The 17235-nt window shown below is 37.1% G+C and carries 12 protein-coding genes and 1 pseudogene; 9 read left to right on the top strand and 4 right to left on the bottom strand.

Annotation, left to right across the window (positions count from 1 at the left end; all coding sequences use genetic code 11):
* The first annotated feature begins 6 nt into the window (after positions 1–6).
* A complete protein-coding gene (locus tag BSCG_RS17295) occupies positions 7–810 on the top strand; it encodes a tyrosine-type recombinase/integrase (protein ID WP_008775636.1) in 804 nt (267 codons plus the stop codon).
* Between the two features lie 29 nt (positions 811–839).
* Here the strand turns inward: BSCG_RS17295 and BSCG_RS17290 are convergent, their stop codons facing one another.
* Entirely contained in the window at positions 840–2063 is a 1224-nt protein-coding gene (locus tag BSCG_RS17290; protein ID WP_008775637.1) for a restriction endonuclease subunit S, read from the bottom strand.
* A gap of 262 nt (positions 2064–2325) precedes the next feature.
* Here BSCG_RS17290 and BSCG_RS17285 point away from each other — a divergent pair, with 262 nt between their 5' ends.
* From BSCG_RS17285 to BSCG_RS17250, 8 genes are all read left to right on the top strand, one after another.
* Positions 2326–2868, top strand: coding sequence for an RNA polymerase sigma-70 factor (locus tag BSCG_RS17285; protein ID WP_008775638.1), 543 nt, complete (start codon positions 2326–2328; stop codon positions 2866–2868).
* Between the two features lie 58 nt (positions 2869–2926).
* Entirely contained in the window at positions 2927–3922 is a 996-nt protein-coding gene (locus BSCG_RS17280; RefSeq protein WP_008775639.1) for a FecR family protein, read from the top strand.
* 127 nt (positions 3923–4049) lie between these two features.
* Entirely contained in the window at positions 4050–4997 is a 948-nt protein-coding gene (locus BSCG_RS17275) for a glycosyl hydrolase family 18 protein (protein WP_032849446.1), read from the top strand.
* Between the two features lie 264 nt (positions 4998–5261).
* A complete protein-coding gene (locus tag BSCG_RS17270; protein ID WP_008775641.1) occupies positions 5262–8603 on the top strand; it encodes a TonB-dependent receptor in 3342 nt (1113 codons plus the stop codon).
* Positions 8604–8622: 19 nt separating this feature from the next.
* Positions 8623–10230, top strand: a complete 1608-nt coding sequence (locus tag BSCG_RS17265; RefSeq protein WP_008775642.1) for a RagB/SusD family nutrient uptake outer membrane protein — start codon at positions 8623–8625, stop codon at positions 10228–10230.
* 43 nt (positions 10231–10273) lie between these two features.
* Positions 10274–11224, top strand: a complete 951-nt coding sequence (locus BSCG_RS17260) for a glycoside hydrolase family 18 (protein ID WP_008775643.1) — start codon at positions 10274–10276, stop codon at positions 11222–11224.
* Between the two features lie 12 nt (positions 11225–11236).
* Complete coding sequence (locus BSCG_RS17255) at positions 11237–12898, top strand: BT_3987 domain-containing protein (protein ID WP_008775644.1); 1662 nt, start codon at positions 11237–11239, stop codon at positions 12896–12898.
* Positions 12899–12929: 31 nt separating this feature from the next.
* Positions 12930–14180, top strand: coding sequence for a DUF1735 and LamG domain-containing protein (locus BSCG_RS17250; protein WP_008775645.1), 1251 nt, complete (start codon positions 12930–12932; stop codon positions 14178–14180).
* Positions 14181–14973: 793 nt separating this feature from the next.
* Here BSCG_RS17250 and BSCG_RS17245 read toward each other — a convergent pair.
* From BSCG_RS17245 to BSCG_RS17235, 3 genes and pseudogenes are all read right to left on the bottom strand, one after another.
* Positions 14974–15660: pseudogene (locus tag BSCG_RS17245) on the bottom strand (DUF1016 N-terminal domain-containing protein); the annotation flags it as partial.
* A 116-nt stretch (positions 15661–15776) separates the two neighbouring features.
* Positions 15777–16226, bottom strand: a complete 450-nt coding sequence (locus tag BSCG_RS17240) for a restriction endonuclease subunit S (protein ID WP_008021172.1) — start codon at positions 16224–16226, stop codon at positions 15777–15779.
* A gap of 1 nt (position 16227) precedes the next feature.
* The gene (locus BSCG_RS17235; RefSeq protein ID WP_008021174.1) at positions 16228–17082 is read right to left on the bottom strand and encodes a hypothetical protein; all 855 of its coding nucleotides are present in this window, start codon (positions 17080–17082) and stop codon (positions 16228–16230) included.
* Positions 17083–17235: the final 153 nt, after the last annotated feature.

Consider the following 17235-nt stretch of genomic DNA (forward strand, 5'->3'; position numbering starts at 1 on the left):
TATAATATGGTAACAAAATTCAAAAGCTATCTCGCCAAAACTAATTTGGCAAAAAACACTGTTACATCGTATGTGTGGACAGTACAGTATTTCCTCAATCATTATGAGGAAATAAACAAAAAGAACCTTTTAACATATAAAGGGTATCTGGTGGAGAACTTCAAACCGCAGACGGTAAATCTACGATTGCAAGGTATGAACAAGTATTTGGAATTTACAAAACAGGAAAAACTGAAGGTAAAGTTCGTCAAAGTGCAGCAGAAGAATTTTTTGGAAAACGTCATTAGCGATGCAGACTACAAATTTCTAAAAACACGCTTAAAAACCGATGGTTATAATGAGTGGTACTTTATCGTATGGTTTATGGCTGCCACAGGCGCACGTGTCAGTGAATTGCTTCACATCAAAGCTGAGCATGTACATGTTGGTCATCTTGATCTTTACAGTAAAGGTGGAAAAATACGTCGTTTATATATTCCGAAAAATTTGCGTACAGAAGCTACGAAATGGCTCAAAGAAAAAGGCCTTATTTCCGGCTATATATTCTTGAACCGATTTGGAGAACGTATTACAACACGTGGCATAGCCCAACAACTGAAACATTTTGCGGAAAAATACGGAATGAATAAGGAAGTGGTTTATCCTCATTCATTCCGTCATCGTTTTGCCAAGAACTTCCTTGACCGATTCAATGACCTTGCCCTACTTGCCGACCTTATGGGACATGAAAGTATTGAAACTACTCGTATCTATCTTCGTCGAACAGCCAGTGAACAGCAAAAAATTGTGGACAAAGTAGTAAATTGGTAAATTTTATCTATTCTTAGAAGTGTAATTAATTACACTTCTAAGTTTTTTTGAATATCATCAAGGGATGAAAAAAGTTTTTCCATCTTTTGAACGATGCGTTGTTGCTCGTTGATAGGGGGGAGTGGAAAATACATATCATTAAAGTCTGTAATATTAAATCCTGTTTGAGCCGTCCTTGAAATTTCTTTTAGTTTTCCTTGATATAGGTCAGATAAATAATAATAGTATGCAAACTCCTTGTATATGAGATTTTCAAATTTAAAGATAACTTTTGCCATTGCCACATTATAAGCCCCTTGTTCAGCATAAAACACTTTTCCTAAAGAACCACCATAACGTGCTAATAATATATCTCCTTTTTTGGTTTGTTTTGAAGCAAGATTAATTGGGATATAAACAGGTACAGGAGACTCTCCATAATCTCTAATCTGATAAAGTCTAATGCAATTTGGTTTAGGTATAGTTTCAAAATAACTCTTCGCAGGTTGTGATCCTCCAGATATATCTAAGATAGAATTATGACTACACCATACCCATGTCTTAGGTATTTTATAAGGTAACTTCCCACTATGTCTGTTATCACAAGGTATAAAGTCGGGATTTATACGTTTTAGCTGTTCGATGGCAGGTTCATCATTCATATCCTGTGGTACGAGCTTACCATGAATAGCGAGGTCAAGTATTTTGTTCTTGGTTTGTTTGATAGTTGTCTGCAAATCGGCTCTTCCTTGCTCAATTTGGTCAATCAAAGCAAACCATTTCTCTATTTCCATTATAATGCGCTGTTGCTCACTAAGAGGAGGTAAAGGTATAAATGTATTTACAATTATTTCTTTTGATATATTGGGTTGTGCTCCACCTCCTCCTTTTGATATAAATGTACTTCTTTGCGACAATAGGAAATAGAAGAGGTATAATTGAGTAATGGCATTAAACTCTATACAAGCACAACATGCTTGATTAGTAGTAGCAGGAAATGTAAGTATTCCTAATTTTCCAATTGTTGCACCATACATCGCAATTAATACACTCCCAGTAGGATTGATTTTAGCAGAAGAGCTTGCGACAGCTTCCTCTGTTATACTTTCTGGAATATCCGAAATCAATCCATCATTTAAATCTCCGGTTTTAAGCCAAGGTATATTTCCACCATAATATGATTTGTTTGAACGACTAGGAGTTCCGCCTGATTGCCAAGTACCAACTTCACCCAATGTTGTCCACACCCAATTATCTGGAATTTCAAACGGCACATTCTCATAATGGTACGTATGTAGTTTTTAATTAATCGAAAAAAGTGTTCGTGATAGACGAGTATGCTAGAATTTTTAAGTTGTTTCTCAAAAGAATGTCTAAAAAAGTAGAAGTTATTTTATTTTTGAGTTGGATTTAGGGATTAGAATTTAATTGTAACGATATGGTAATGTTTTATTGAAAATAAAACCATTATTACTTTCAATTCTAGATAAGTTACTCTATCTTTGTAAGGTAACACAAACAAAAGTGTAACCTTATATGAATCAAGACCATTGTTTAGTAGAACAGTTTGAAATGATATTTAGAGCTCATTTCTCTTCAGTGAAGTTTTTTATCAATATGTTTCTTAAATCGGAAGCAGATGCGGAAGATTTGGCTCAAGATGTATTTACCAAATTATGGACTAATTTTGAGACGTGGCAAAATGATGATGGAAAAGAAGGGTATATATACGCTATGGCAAAAAATGTTGCATTTGATTTTATCAAGCACAAAAGACTGGAAAATGATTATCGGGAGGAACAAATAAAGAAAAGTACAATTAAGGATTTGTTAGGCTTCTCAGATCCGTTAAATTCGCTTTATTATAAAGAAATGCAACTAATAATAAGAATGGCTCTTGAAAACTTTCCTGAACGTCGCAGAAGGATTTTTGAGATGAGCCGTTTCAATAATATGAGCAATCAGGAGATTGCATTATCCTTACATCTTTCTGTTCGTACAATAGAGCATCAGATATATTTGTCGCTTCAAGTTTTAAAGAGAATCATTTTAATTTTATTTTTCCTGTCTTTTCTTTAAGTAGTCGGAATGTTTCAATCGTTATATATGAAATTCCGAAATCTAATATAACGATAACATGAAGAATTATTTTCAGAAAATATTATCCCTTTTTGCCCGACATAATTATTCGGAACAAACAAATCAAATGTTTTACAGGTGGTTGGTTGATAATGAATATGAAAAAGAAAAGGATGAAGCATTACAGGAGCTTTATCTAGAAGCAAGAAAAAAAGGAAAAGTATTCGACCTGGAGAAATCACTGGAACGTTGGAAGTTAGATAACAATCTTACACATGTTCAACCTCAACAAAAGTCCGATAAAAAACTGTTTATGCGATTGTGGCAATCGGTAGCTGTTATATTATTAATAGTATCTATATCTTTAGGATATCTGCTTTGTAAGGCAGAAAAAGACGATTCAGGAATAACTCAGCAATGCATATCGGGCACTCAGATGAAGACATTTTTTTTGCCTGACGGAAGTCGGGTAAGCATGAATTCGAGGAGTATGTTATTATATCCCGAACAATTTACAGGAAAGTACCGTAGTGTTTTTCTAATTGGCGAAGCTAATTTTAAAGTAAAAGCTAATAAAAACAAACCGTTTATTGTCAAAACCAATGATTTTCAAATAACAGCTTTGGGAACCGAGTTTAATGTATCCGCATATACTGAAGATAATAATGTTTTTGCAACTCTAATAACAGGGAGTGTTCTTGTGGAATTTGACGACTTGGGCAAAAAGAAGTTGCTTAAGCCAAATGAACAATTGGTGTATAATAGGAAGAGCCGTCAAGATACTCTGACTTATCCTGATATGAAAGATGTGACAGCATGGCAAAAAGGTGAGTTGGTATTTAATCGAAAGACTATAACGGAGATTATAACGATATTGGAACGTAAGTACGATTGTAAGTTCTTTTATAATCAGCATAGCTTAAAGAATGATCGTTATAGTTTCAGGTTTAAAGATAATCCGCCTTTGTCTGAAGTTATGGATGTTATTGTTGATGTAGCAGGAGATTTATGTTTTAAGATAGAACATGATAAATGCTATATTATGCAGAAATAATTTTGATATTAGAAAGTTAAAGCGGTGGAAGGTATGTCGAATAACTAAAACGGAGAAAGGAGGAATTATTAAGCTTTTAGAACGCATTACCTAAGCGAAATAGTAACCATATAAAAAGTAATACTATATGAAAAATTTGAAATACTTCTTGTTACTCGTTGTAGCAATGGTGGCAGGAACTTTGATCATAAGTTGCAGTAGTGATGACTACATGGGAGAGGCACAACAACAAGGTATTTCGCCAACTACTCGCGGTGTCAGCGACAAGATGCCGAAGTTGACTACTTATATTGAAACTAATGATGTAAATCCTCTAAATGCAGGAGAGTACTATTTTACAGGTACGGATCCGCAAGAGCAGGTGATTGATAATGTGATTCTGTTTGCTTCTAATATTCGGGGTACGGCTAGTACTGTTCAATTGTATCATAACAATAATCAGTCTCATATATTGACCAATGCCGGTACGCTTATCGCTCCTTTACAACAGAAAGGTATCAGAGTCTCTTTAGGGCTGTTGGGTGATCACACCGGAGTGGGGTTCTGTAACTTGACACCGGCCATGATTGAAAGTTTTGCACAACAGATTGCCGCTTGTGTTAAGCAATACAATTTAGATGGTGTGGATTTTGACGATGAATATGCAGACTATTGGAAGGCACCTTCTAATTTGCCTTCACCAAGTACTACGATTTTTGGAAATCTTGTAAAAAGAGTGCGTCAGTTGTTGCCTGATAAACTGATTACAGTATTCAGTTTTGGTGGTTATACAAATTTTGATGCGATTACAATGAATGCCATTAGTTACATGTGGCCTGATTTCGGAGCGGATTGGAGTACTCCGGCCGGATTAGGGAATAGCAAATGGGCAAAGATGTCAATACACTGTACGGATGGTAGACCAAGTGCAGGTGTGATACAAAGTAGCGCTGCAAATTATAGTGGCTATGGCGCCATTATGATGTTCAATCTACGCGAGTCCGGTCAAACAAGCTTAATGAATAACTTTGCTTCAAGAGTTTGGGGAGGCAAGACCGTATCTCGTACGACGACTATCTATGCGAAGAATTATTAAGATATCAGGACGCTCCATGTGAATGAATTGAAGACTGGAAGTGATAGACTTTCAGAGAAGGACACTTCCGGTCTTTTATAAATTAACCTGAATATACAAACTGCAGATGCCTTTCATTTGTTGATAGGCACTGCTTAATAATAAAGATATATGTGAAAAAGTATCTATGCCAGGAATCTTTCTGCCTTGGATATGAAATCGAAAATTAAAACAGATAGACATGTGTTGCGAATAAAAAAGTTAGCAAACTAATACTTAAAATTCATGTTACACAGTTATACATTGAAAAATGATAAGAAGGCAAAAGGGATAAGATTTGTGTTGTTTTTATTTATGGTTGTAATACAAACTACAGCTTTTGCCCAAGGTGGTATGAAAATTACTATTCAAAAAGAAAATATAACTGTTATTGAAGCACTGAAAGAAGTGGAGAAGCAATCAAAGCTTTCAGTAGGATATAACGATTCGCAATTAATTGATAAACCGGCTATCAATCTCAATTTGAAAAATATTGATTTGGTAAAAGCCCTCTCGATTATCCTTAAAGGAACAGGATTTACTTATGGAATTAAAAGAAATTATATTAATATTATTCCTCAGCCAAAGACTGGAACTGTGGTTGTTAAACAGGTAACAGGAAGGGTTGTTGATGAGAAAAATGAACCACTGATAGGAGTAAATATACGGGTAGAAGGGACTGATGATGGAACTGTTACTGATTTGGAGGGTAAGTACGTCATAAAAGCTTCTATAGGTAGTATATTAAGCTTTACTTATATTGGCTATATTTCGTCTTATGTAAAAATAGCAGATAAGAATGTGTACAATATACAAATGTCTGCTAACGTAGAGGCGCTAAATGAAGTAGTTGTAACTGCCTTGGGTATCAAGAGGGAACAAAAGGCTCTGAGTTACAATGTACAACAGGTAAAATCCGACCAGTTGACAAATGTCAAGGATGCAAACTTTATTAATAGCCTGAATGGTAAAGTCGCAGGAGTTAATATCAACAGTAGTTCTTCAGGAGTAGGTGGAGCTAGCAAGGTGGTGATGCGTGGTACAAAGTCGATTGAACAAAGCAGTAATGCATTGTATGTTATTGACGGTATTCCCATGTTTAATTTCGGAGGTGGCGGTAGTATGGAGAATGGTTCACAGGGAGTGACTGAAAGCATTGCCGACATCAATCCGGATGACATTGAAAGTATCTCAGTGCTAACTGGAGCAGCAGCTGCCGCCCTTTATGGAAGTAATGCGGCAAATGGAGCCATCGTTATTAATACGAAACGTGGCAAAGTTGGTAAATTGCAGGTTTCTGTGTCTAGTAATACCGAATTCGCTAAACCATTCGTACTTCCACATTTTCAAAATCGCTATGGTACAGGCAGTTCAGGAAAAGCTGGTAATTCTACTACGTTGAGTTGGGGGACTTTATTAAATGACGCATCTCGTAGAAACTATGAACCACGTGATTTCTTTGATACGGGGATAACTTATACCAATTCCATTACATTATCAACGGGAACAGATAAGAATCAGACCTTCTTTTCTGCTGCTGCGGTTAATTCGGAAGGGATTGTACCGAACAACCGTTACAACCGTTTTAATTTCACCTTCCGTAACACTACAAACTTTCTGAATGACAGGATGAAGCTTGATGTAGGTGCAAGTTATATTATTCAGAATGACCGCAATATGACTAATCAAGGTGCTTACTCAAATCCGATAGTTCCTGTTTATTTGTTTCCACGTGGCGACGACTTTAATTTGATAAAAGTGTTTGAACGTTGGGATCCGGCCCGTAAGATTAAAACCATGTTTTGGCCTCAAGGAGAAGGAGACTTGCGGATGCAGAATCCTTATTGGATCGCTTATCGCAATTTACGGACGAATGACAAGAAGCGTTATATGCTGTCTGCCTCTTTAAGTTATGATATTACAGACTGGCTGAATATTTCAGGGCGTGTTCGGGTTGATAATTCCAGTACCAAATATGAACAAAAATTATATGCAAGTTCCAATACTACTCTTACTGAAGGTAGTGCACAGGGATTTTATGCTATATCTAAACCTGACGAAACACAAGTGTATGCTGATGCGTTGGCAAATATAAATAAACGTTTGGGTGATTATTCTATTGTGGTCAATATCGGGGCGAGCATCGTAGATAATAAGTATGACGAATTGAGTTATCGTGGACCGATACGTGCCAATGGTATTCCCAATGTTTTTAATGTGTTTGATCTTGACAATACTCAGAAGAAAGCACGTCAGGATGAATGGGAAGAGCAGACGCAGTCTATATTTGCCAGTGCTGAAGTAGGGTGGAAGAGTATGCTTTATCTTACGCTGACCGGACGTAATGACTGGGCGTCACAGTTGGCAAACTCATCTTCTACTTGTTTCTTTTATCCGTCAATTGGACTTTCGGCTGTCGTCTCTGAAATGGTGAAACTACCTTCTTTCGTTGATTATCTGAAAGTGCGCAGTTCGTTTAGTTCGGTGGGTATGCCTTATCCTCGTAACTTGACATCGCCTACTTTTGAGTATGACGAAACTACTCAAACGTGGAAGCCGAAAACACATTATCCCATTGGTGACCTTAAACCTGAACGGACCGATTCATGGGAATTTGGTTTGGATATGCGGCTTTTCAAGGACTTTAATCTCGGTTTGTCATGGTATTTGGCTAATACGTTTAATCAAACGTTCGATCCGAGAATTTCCGTGTCATCTGGATATACCACCATTTATCTTCAAACAGGATATGTACGTAACCAGGGAGTAGAGCTTTCATTTGGTTACGGACATACATGGAAGAAAGATTTTCGCTGGCAAAGTAATTTTACATTAAGCCATAACAAGAACAAAATTATAGAATTGGTAAAGGACTATATACATCCGGAGACTGGTGAGCCTATAAATAAAGATCGGCTGGATGTAGGCGGACTCGGAAAGGCCAGATTCATATTGAAAACAGGAGGTTCGCTGGGTGACCTTTACACACAGTCTGATTTGAAGCGGGACGACAATGGAATGGTAGAAATTTCTCCTGCGGGTACATTAGTAACAGTGAATAATCGACCTGATATTAAATTAGGAAGTGTTTTCCCTAAATGTAATTTGGCATGGAACAATCAGTTTTCATGGAAAGGGTTTAATATCAGTGCTTTAGTTACTGCACGTATAGGCGGTATTGTTTATTCGGCTACTGCAGCGGCCATGGATCAATATGGGGTATCTGAAAGTTCGGCGGTTGCCCGTGATAATGGTGGGGTATTAGTGAATGGACGTAATAGGGTGGATGCGCAGACATGGTTCACGGCTATCGGTTCACAAAGTGGTCTGCCACAGTATTATACTTATAGTGCTACCAATATTCGATTGCAGGAGGCGGCTATCGGTTACACGTTTCCACGTAAATGGTTGCATGATGTATGCGATATTCAGTTGTCTGTTGTGGGACGCAATCTCTGTATGATTTATAATAAAGCTCCTTTTGATCCGGAAGCCGTTGCAACGACTGGTAACTATTATCAAGGGATCGACTTTTTCATGTTGCCGAGTACCCGTAATGTCGGTCTGAATGTGAAAATCAACTTTTAACAGATAAAAAGTAGTTACTATGAAATATATAACATCTATCATAAAATTGCTTTCGCTAGCGCTATTGCTTATTGTCGGTTACGCTTGTACGGATAATTTCGATAAAATCAACCGGAAGGATTATCAGGTTGACAAAGAAGAGTTGGGACGTGAAAGCTATAACGTAGGCGCCAGTCTTAAAGGATTACAAGGGTTGGTGATTCCTACGGAAGAACATCTCTATCAGTTTGTTGAAGCGCTTGGCGCAGGTGCGTTTGCCGGTTACATTGGTTGTACTGTAGAATGGACGGCTAAGTTTGAAACGTATAATCCGCCAATAGATTGGCAAGAAGCTCCTTTTTCCGATTTAGTCACCCGTACTTATCCGTTTTATCGGGACTTGTTGGACAAAACAGACGATCCTGTGGCGTTGGCACTGGGGAAACTGTTTCGTGTGGTCATCATGCAGCGTGTGACAGATATGTACGGCCCGATTCCTTATTCAAAAATCATTTCTAAAACAGGTAAGGTTTCTCTTACCGTACCTTATGATTCGCAGGAAGAGGTATATAAGCAAATGTTCAGTGAATTGGACGAAGTGAGTGATGTCCTTAGGGATAATCTCAATTTGAGTGCGGAAGCTTTTCGTAAATTTGATGATGTATATCAAGGCGATCTTTTCAAATGGCTCAAATTTACTAATTCACTCAAATTGCGTATGGCCATGCGCTTGACTTATGTACCGGAAATGCAGGCGGAAATACAACGAATAGCCGAAGAAGCTGTAACGGCAGGCGTAATGACGGAAATAAATGATAACGCTTTCTTGAAAGTGGAAGAAAATAGGGTTGCTATGATTTTTAATGACTGGAATGATCAGCGTGTGGGGGCTGATATTATCTCATATATGAATGGTTATAAAGATCCGCGTCGGGAAAAGATGTTCACTACAGTGAAAATGACTGTATATGATGAAAACTTCCAACCGCAAGAGGTTGATGGATATGCGGGTATTCGTATTGGCATTGATGTGACTACCAAGGATGAGATGGTAAATGCGTACAGTATACCGATTATCAGCAGTTCCAGTCCTTTTTTATGGATGAATGCCGCAGAAATCACTTTCTTACGTGCCGAAGGTGCCTTGCGAGGTTGGAATATGGGTGGGGAAGCTAAAGATTTATATAATATGGCGATAGCCCTTTCTTTTGAACAATATGGTCTGTCGGGCTCTGAAACCTATGCGGAGAATTCGACTGACACTCCGGAAGCGTACAATGATCCGACATTTGCCTATACTGATTGGGAAGGTCCGAGAAGTACTATTACTATTGCTTGGGAAGATGGTGCGGATAATTTTGAACGTAATCTTGAACGTATCATCACTCAAAAATGGATTGCTAATTTTCCTTTGGGTGTTGAGTCATGGAGTGAACTCCGCCGTACAGGATATCCTCATCTTATGCCGGTTATAGAAAACAAAAGTGGTGGTAGCATCAGTTCCGAGCATATGATCCGTCGTTTGTGGTATCCGCCTACAGAATATACTGAAAATCTTTCGAATATCAATTTGGCGATAGGTATGTTAGGAGGTCCTGACAATGGGGGAACGAGATTGTGGTGGGATAAGAAATCTTATCTCAATTGACGAGAGAGTTTGAATACGAATAAAAGAATGAAAAAGAATTTATATGAAAACAATAATATATAAACAATTCATTTATAGTCTTCTGTTTTTAACGGCTTTTTTATTGCCAGTTGCTTGTGATGACTGGAATGAACCTGAAATTGTAGATATTGATATTAATAGTGCGAAAGAACAGAATCCGGAACTATGGGCGCGTTATATGCAGGCATTACGTACCTACAAACAAAGTGAACATTACTTGTCATATGCGCACTTTGATAATTCTCCGGAAAAATCGCTAAATGAAGGTAGTTATCTTCGGTCATTGCCGGATTCGTTGGATATTGTGACCTTGAGTAATTCTCATCAAATCTCTGATTATGATCGGGAGGATATCCCTCTATTGCAGGAAAAGAGTATCCGTGTGCTTTATTTGATAGATTATGCAGCTCATGCCTCTTCCTTAACAGATATCACGGCATTAAACAGTTGGTTGGATAAAGAAATTGCTACGTCGGCCGAACTCAATCTGGACGGATTTGCTTTTACCGGTCTTCCGCTCTATAATGGAACTGATGCTGAATTGGCATCGTATAAAGAGAAATCACGACTGATTGTTTCTAAATTATCTACTGCTACGGGACAGGATAATTTATTGGTATTGGAAGGAAATCCGGCTTTCGTTGATGAAGCAGACTTTGACAAATTGAATTATATTGTGTTGAATACTGCAGAGTTGACCAATGTTACCGATTTGAAATTGCAGGTGACGGGGATTCTTGCCAATAGTTTATTGTCTAAAGATAAATTATTGTTATCTGTTCAAATGGGCGGACAAGTAATTGATGAGACTGGTGTAAAACAAGAGGCTGTAACTTTAATGACTGACCGTGTGGTTGCTCTTGGTCCATTAGCTGGATTGGGAATTTATGCTATAGGCAATGATTATTATAGCCCGATAAGGAATTACGAGATTACACGAACGGCTATTCAACTAATGAACCCATCGAAATAAAAAAGAATTAATATGAAAAAGAATCTTATCATACATTTTATATTAGTATTGTTACTGAAAATAGGAGTAACAGGGTGTACTGAAGAGACTATCTCAATGAATGCGGACAGAATGCCTGACGAGACGGCTATGGATAATATTGCAGGTGCCCTGCGTAACACAACTACATTGACTAATAAAGCATTTCTTGAGTTGACGGAAGGGGACGAATCTGCCACAGAGGAAATATTCTATTCACTGTCACAATCAGCCGGAAGCAGGTTGACTGTCACAGCCGTTGTAAACGAGAAGCTTGTAGAAGATTATAATGAGGAAAATAATTCCAAATTGAATACATTGTCGGCTGGGAATGTGCAGTTCGAAAATGGCGGAGTTCTTTCAATAGATGCTGGAGAACAAAAATCTGCCAAAATCAAATTTACTATATCCACAGCCGGACTGAATACTGATACTCCATATCTTTTGCCATTAACTATGGAAGAAATACCTGCTGGAGTAAAAGTGGATACTAAGAAACAGGTGCTTTATTATATTGTAAATATTCGGAAAAGAATAACGACTTGTTATCCTAATAACCAGTATGAACAAATAGATATGCCGCCAATGCTACCTGATGCATTTGTTGTTTTCTATGTGAATACTTCAACTTATCAACCGTTGATAGCTGATGTTTATGGAATTCAAAAAATTAATCAGATAGATTATACTCAAACTTTACATAATATAGGTAGTATCGTGAATCTACGAATTGTGACAATGGACTATGAGTCTGCAACAGGACGTGCACTGCTCAATTTGAGTAGTGATATACGTGATGTGTTGGAAAAGGCGGATAAGTTTATTCGTCCGCTTCAGGAACACGGACGTAAAGTATGTCTTAGCATTGAAAATGGTAATAAAGGATTTGGCTTTTGTAATTTAAACGATATGCAGCTTGCAGATTTTGTTCAACAGGTGAAAAATGTGGTAGAACTTTATCGTTTGGATGGAATAAATCTCTGGGACAAAGTGAGTACTTATAACAAGGAAGGTATGTTTGCTATGAATACAGTCTCTTATCCTAAACTAATAAAAGCATTGCGGGATGCACTTCCTGAAAAGTTGCTGACAGTTGTTGATAAGGGAGAAGCTACTGAATATTTTTATGATGTAAATCGATGTGGCGGCATTGAGGTAGGTAAGTATATAGACTATGCGTGGCATGCGTATGATAGTGGAAAAGAAGTGGTACAGATTATAGAACCATGGGACGCAGAGCATCCTTATAGTGAATATACCCGTAAACCTATTATAGGGCTGGCACCGGAATGTTATGGAAGTCTGGTTATTCCATTATATGAAAAAGGAGAAAATCCTTTGAGAGATAAATCGCAATATAGGATGGTGGATTGGAAAATGAATAAGCGTAAAAAAAATAATATTGTTGTATATGCGTTTGATCTTACAGCCAATGAGCAAAATATGTATGAAGGAATGGTGAACGATATCGCGATAGGAGATGGCATTAACGCTATGATGGATGATGGTGCTTATTGGGGGCAATCCATCTATCCTCCTTATGATTGGGGATTTATTTCCGGTGAGTATTCTTATACTTATAAACCGTTGGACTGGCTTTTGCGCCAGATGTATAATGTGTATTCAAAAGGATGGGTACGTCCGTCCGGAATGTGAGAAATAAAATGAATCTTAAAACTAAGATATAATGAGTCTGATAATTCAAAACAAGAATATAATGAAAATAAGTAATAATTGTTTGGTCATGGTTTTCCTGTTATTAATAACAGGTTGTGACAACAAAGATTATACTAAGGAATCTCCTTTTGGTAATAGTGTATATATTGATGCGGCGAAAGTGAAGGATATAGCTAATTTCACATTTAATAATCTTAAACAGGATGGACAGCAACAGATTTCTGCTGTACTGGCATATCCTGCTGAGCAGGATATAGATGTCAGCTTTCGGACAGATCCTTCATTGATAAGTTATTATAATGCACGTTTAGGGAATAATTATGCAATGTTGGATGCTAAGTATTATAAGTTTTCTACCCAGCACGTTGTCATTCCTAAAGGAAATGTAGATTCAGAAATGGTCACTATTGAATTTTCCAACCTGATAGACTTGGATATTGACACTAGCTTTCTATTACCTGTTACTATTGGAGAAGCATCAGGAGGGATGAGTATATTGGACGGCTCTAAAAATATCTGTTACATAGTGCGTCGTTCCAGTGCTATAACTACTGCTGTCAGTCTTGCTAACAATTATTTTGAGATACCGGGATTTGTTGCCGGTAGTCCTACTGCTAATGTAGTAAACGGATTGAAGCAACTTACTTTCGAAGCTGTTGTTCGAGTGAATAGATTTGATCCTCTTACCGAAATCTCATCCATTATGGGTATTGAGCAATATTGTTTGTTACGTTTTGGTGATTCTGGCTTTCCTAGACAGCAATTGCAATTTGCGGCTAATGAAATGAAATTTCCAAATGCCAATGATGGTAAACTGCTGCAACCTGGTGAGTGGTATCATGTTGCCGTTACTTATGACACGGAGACAAAAGCTGCTATTATGTATGTAGATGGTAAAGAGCAGAGCCGCGTTGACGATTACGGAAATGGGGAAGCCATAAACCTTGGAAAACAGAAGAAAGGAGACTTTATGTTTAAGATAGGACACTCTTATGGAGACCCCGACGATATGAGTCGGCAATTAAATGGAGAGATTTGTGAAGTACGTATATGGAATGTGCTCCGTTCACAAGAAGAAATTTACAGGAATATGTATGATGTTGATCCCCAAACTACTGGTTTGAAAGCTTACTGGAAGTTCAACGAAGGTAAAGGAAATAACATTGCAAAAGACTTGACCGGTAATGGAAATGATGCTGTGGCTTATACAGCTGCTGTATGGCCGGAGGGGATTGAAGTACCGCAGAAAAATAAAGAGTAGCTTTCGGGAATAATATCTTGAAATGAAATTAGTGCAAATAAATCACCTTTGTTACATTGTGTTTCAAAGGTGATTTTTCTGTTTAGATTCAATTCTTTAAAATATCAGTCATTTTATCTTAGGCGATATATAATGTGCATTTGCTATAAGAATAATGCTTGGTGCTTTGGTTTTCTCGGATTTTATGTTCACCTTTGTATTGCATTACAATATTTAAGTCGTTTATATGTCTTAGGAGATCCTTAGTTGTCGTCAGTTGCAGGTATATATATACTTTGCAGTTAATGATAGTACGGCTCTGTGTTCCTCGTGTGGTAGGTTAATTACCCCACTCATATCCTAGGCTGCGGCTAATAGATTTGTAATGCAGCGGGGGATCAGGGTCGTATCTTTTTATTGAGATTTTTATATACCATTCTGCATTATTCTATAATAAAACATTGATTTTATTGGCTTTATAAGGAAATAGTCTTATCTTTGTAGGGCATTACATGTCTATTTTGCCGACTGGAAGCCAAGGAGCCTTTAGTCGTAAACGACTACGAACATATTAAAAATATGTTCGTAGTTTCGCGATATTACGGTTCTGTCCCCGTGTGGAGGGTTAATGCCCCCACTGTATCCTAGGCTTCGGCATAGATATGTAATGCAACGGGTTAGCAGGACCGTATTTTTTATATTGATTTAGACTTGACTCTGTAAAGACCCTGTAAATGGGAAAATTTAGCAATATAAATATTATTTTATGTATCATTTATCGTATTGATTGAGTAATGAAACGTGCGATATAGTTTAGTTCCATCAGGAATCGGGTAATGTTATTCAGTAGAGCATTTTTGAGCAATCGTTCATTGTAACGCCCAGTTATACCCGTGAAAGCAAAATTGTAAGGGTCTTTGGTCAACTCCTGTGCAAGGTCGCTCATCGCATCGGGTAATGTTTTTGTAAAGTTAGTCAGTGCCTTGCCCTGCCGCTCATAAAGGTCGGTGCTAATGAAATTGAGCAGTATACTACGACTCCAACCGTTCTCCACCGTCTGGTGAACATAGAACAGAGCTTTGTCTATATCGTCTTTCACTTTATCCATTATCAAGCAATGGTGTCTCCATGGGACTTCAAATATTCCACCAACTTGGTGGAATAATTCCGTTTCATTTTTTCCACCAACTTGGTGGAAAGTTTTCAGAGCATCCTTGTATAACAAATAAAACTTCCTACAATAGTAAATATTGCTCTTTGATAAACCAGCCGCATTGGGTATGGCTTCACGTAAATCTTTGCTTAATTGAGTGATAACACTTTCGCCCCAGCGTTCTTCTACGTGCAATTCAACAATGTCACGACCTAAAAGTCAGTTGAATTTCAACTGTTCCACATTTACTTTCACCGCTGCCTTTATTTGGCTTTGACGATAGCGACCGCAAAGGTCTTTCACCCATTGCAGATATTCTTTATCAAGTATGTTTATTGACTTGTTCATCGTAATCTATAATACTTCAGTTGCGTTAATTTTTAGTTCTCCTGACATCAGCTTCGGGAGAAGTGTGTCGCGTAGAATTGTTAACCTAATACTTTCTTGTTCATTTATCCGGCGGTTCAACTCGATTTTGTCTTCAAGAGAGGAAAGAATGTCAGCAATCTTTTTTGCACCGATAACGAAGGTACTGTTATTGATTGTTTGGCTAACTCGGTTACAGAAAGCCCCGGTTGAGCAGATTGACCAGAGAATCGTCCTAAATTCATTATAATACCGAGTAAGTATGACAAAAAACGAGTACTATTATTTTCATTTGCCACCGCAATAATTGCATGTTCGGTCATATAAGCTTTCCTTTTGAAATATCGCACATTGCCACAAAACGCACCTTGTCTTCCTATTATAGCACAATTACCTTCAAAGTTGTTTCGAGTAGTATAGCCTCTCACCCCATTACCACCATAAACAGGGTATTCTCCTTTTGAAGATATTTCATTAGCATGTATTCCCTTTCCACTTTTTAGGTAAGCGAAAACGTCTCCTATTTTATATTTTTTCCACTCTTTCATGTCATTGAGGATTATCAAAATAACTATCAATGCTGTCTTTCAAACTTTGTAGGCCTTCAATTTTTGTAAAATCAAAAGATTCTAACCATTCCAAGATGTATTTTTTTACATTTTGCAAATAATTGGCAACAATCACATTGCCATTACTAAAATTTACATCAACTGTGATAAAACCCGCACTTGTTGTGGAAATTAAAAAACCTCCACAATAAATTCTATTATATTCATTAGGGAATATATTTAAATTCCATTCTCTCTTTGTGTCCTTCGCTTTTATACAGGCATACATTGCCATTATACCAATGGGAGATGCTAAATTTACATATCCTTTTATATAAGCATCTAAATCAAAATCTACAAGATGATTATTTGTTCCAGAACTTGCTCCAGCACCAGAAATAGAAGTCATATCTAATAATCTGTCTGTTTTTTCTTCAACACGATTTACTGCCGTAATTATTTTTGAAATATTATCTTGTAGGCTTTCGGCTGATTCTGCATATGACGTAGTTGCTCTTTTTACACTTTCAGCTGCTTTATTTAAAGTTTCAACTTGGCTGGCTGATTGACTATTGCTATAGAATGAATATATTATTGTTATTATTGCCAAGATTATTGATATCAAAGCAGAAGCAAGTGATACAAAATCCAAAACATTTCTATTCCCATAAAAACAATAAGAGAATATTGATATGGTAAATATAGATAATATACTTGCATAATATATATATGCTCCCCAACTACGTTGTTGTCCTTTTTTTATTCTATACGCAGATACAGCTATTATTGTTATTATAATAATAGTGCAACAGATTATAATTGTCTGTAAGATACAAGGTGTTAAAATTGTATTCATAATATTATTCTTTTAGTTTGTAGATAGAAGTTTTATGCTGTTGTTAATCTCTTCCATAAATGAGAAGTAAATGTAGGCATTATTATTGATGTGATTGTTATAGTTGGAGTAAAATTTATTCTTTGGGTCGTTAGAATATGCAGAAACTCCTAT

Origin of the sequence: Bacteroides sp. 2_2_4 (genome assembly GCF_000157055.1) — a bacterium.
Taxonomy (GTDB): domain Bacteria; phylum Bacteroidota; class Bacteroidia; order Bacteroidales; family Bacteroidaceae; genus Bacteroides; species Bacteroides ovatus.

What these genes read in the sequence shown, in the direction of transcription:
- BSCG_RS17255 (WP_008775644.1), top strand. Translation starts at nt 11,237, where the DNA reads ATGAAAAAGAATCTTATCATACATTTTATATTAGTATTGTTACTGAAA.
- BSCG_RS17265 (WP_008775642.1), top strand. Translation starts at nt 8,623, where the DNA reads ATGAAATATATAACATCTATCATAAAATTGCTTTCGCTAGCGCTATTG.
- BSCG_RS17260 (WP_008775643.1), top strand. Translation starts at nt 10,274, where the DNA reads ATGAAAACAATAATATATAAACAATTCATTTATAGTCTTCTGTTTTTA.
- BSCG_RS17270 (WP_008775641.1), top strand. Translation starts at nt 5,262, where the DNA reads ATGTTACACAGTTATACATTGAAAAATGATAAGAAGGCAAAAGGGATA.
- BSCG_RS17240 (WP_008021172.1), bottom strand. Translation starts at nt 16,226, where the DNA reads ATGAAAGAGTGGAAAAAATATAAAATAGGAGACGTTTTCGCTTACCTA.
- BSCG_RS17275 (WP_032849446.1), top strand. Translation starts at nt 4,050, where the DNA reads ATGAAAAATTTGAAATACTTCTTGTTACTCGTTGTAGCAATGGTGGCA.
- BSCG_RS17295 (WP_008775636.1), top strand. Translation starts at nt 7, where the DNA reads ATGGTAACAAAATTCAAAAGCTATCTCGCCAAAACTAATTTGGCAAAA.
- BSCG_RS17285 (WP_008775638.1), top strand. Translation starts at nt 2,326, where the DNA reads ATGAATCAAGACCATTGTTTAGTAGAACAGTTTGAAATGATATTTAGA.
- BSCG_RS17235 (WP_008021174.1), bottom strand. Translation starts at nt 17,082, where the DNA reads ATGAATACAATTTTAACACCTTGTATCTTACAGACAATTATAATCTGT.
- BSCG_RS17280 (WP_008775639.1), top strand. Translation starts at nt 2,927, where the DNA reads ATGAAGAATTATTTTCAGAAAATATTATCCCTTTTTGCCCGACATAAT.
- BSCG_RS17250 (WP_008775645.1), top strand. Translation starts at nt 12,930, where the DNA reads ATGAGTCTGATAATTCAAAACAAGAATATAATGAAAATAAGTAATAAT.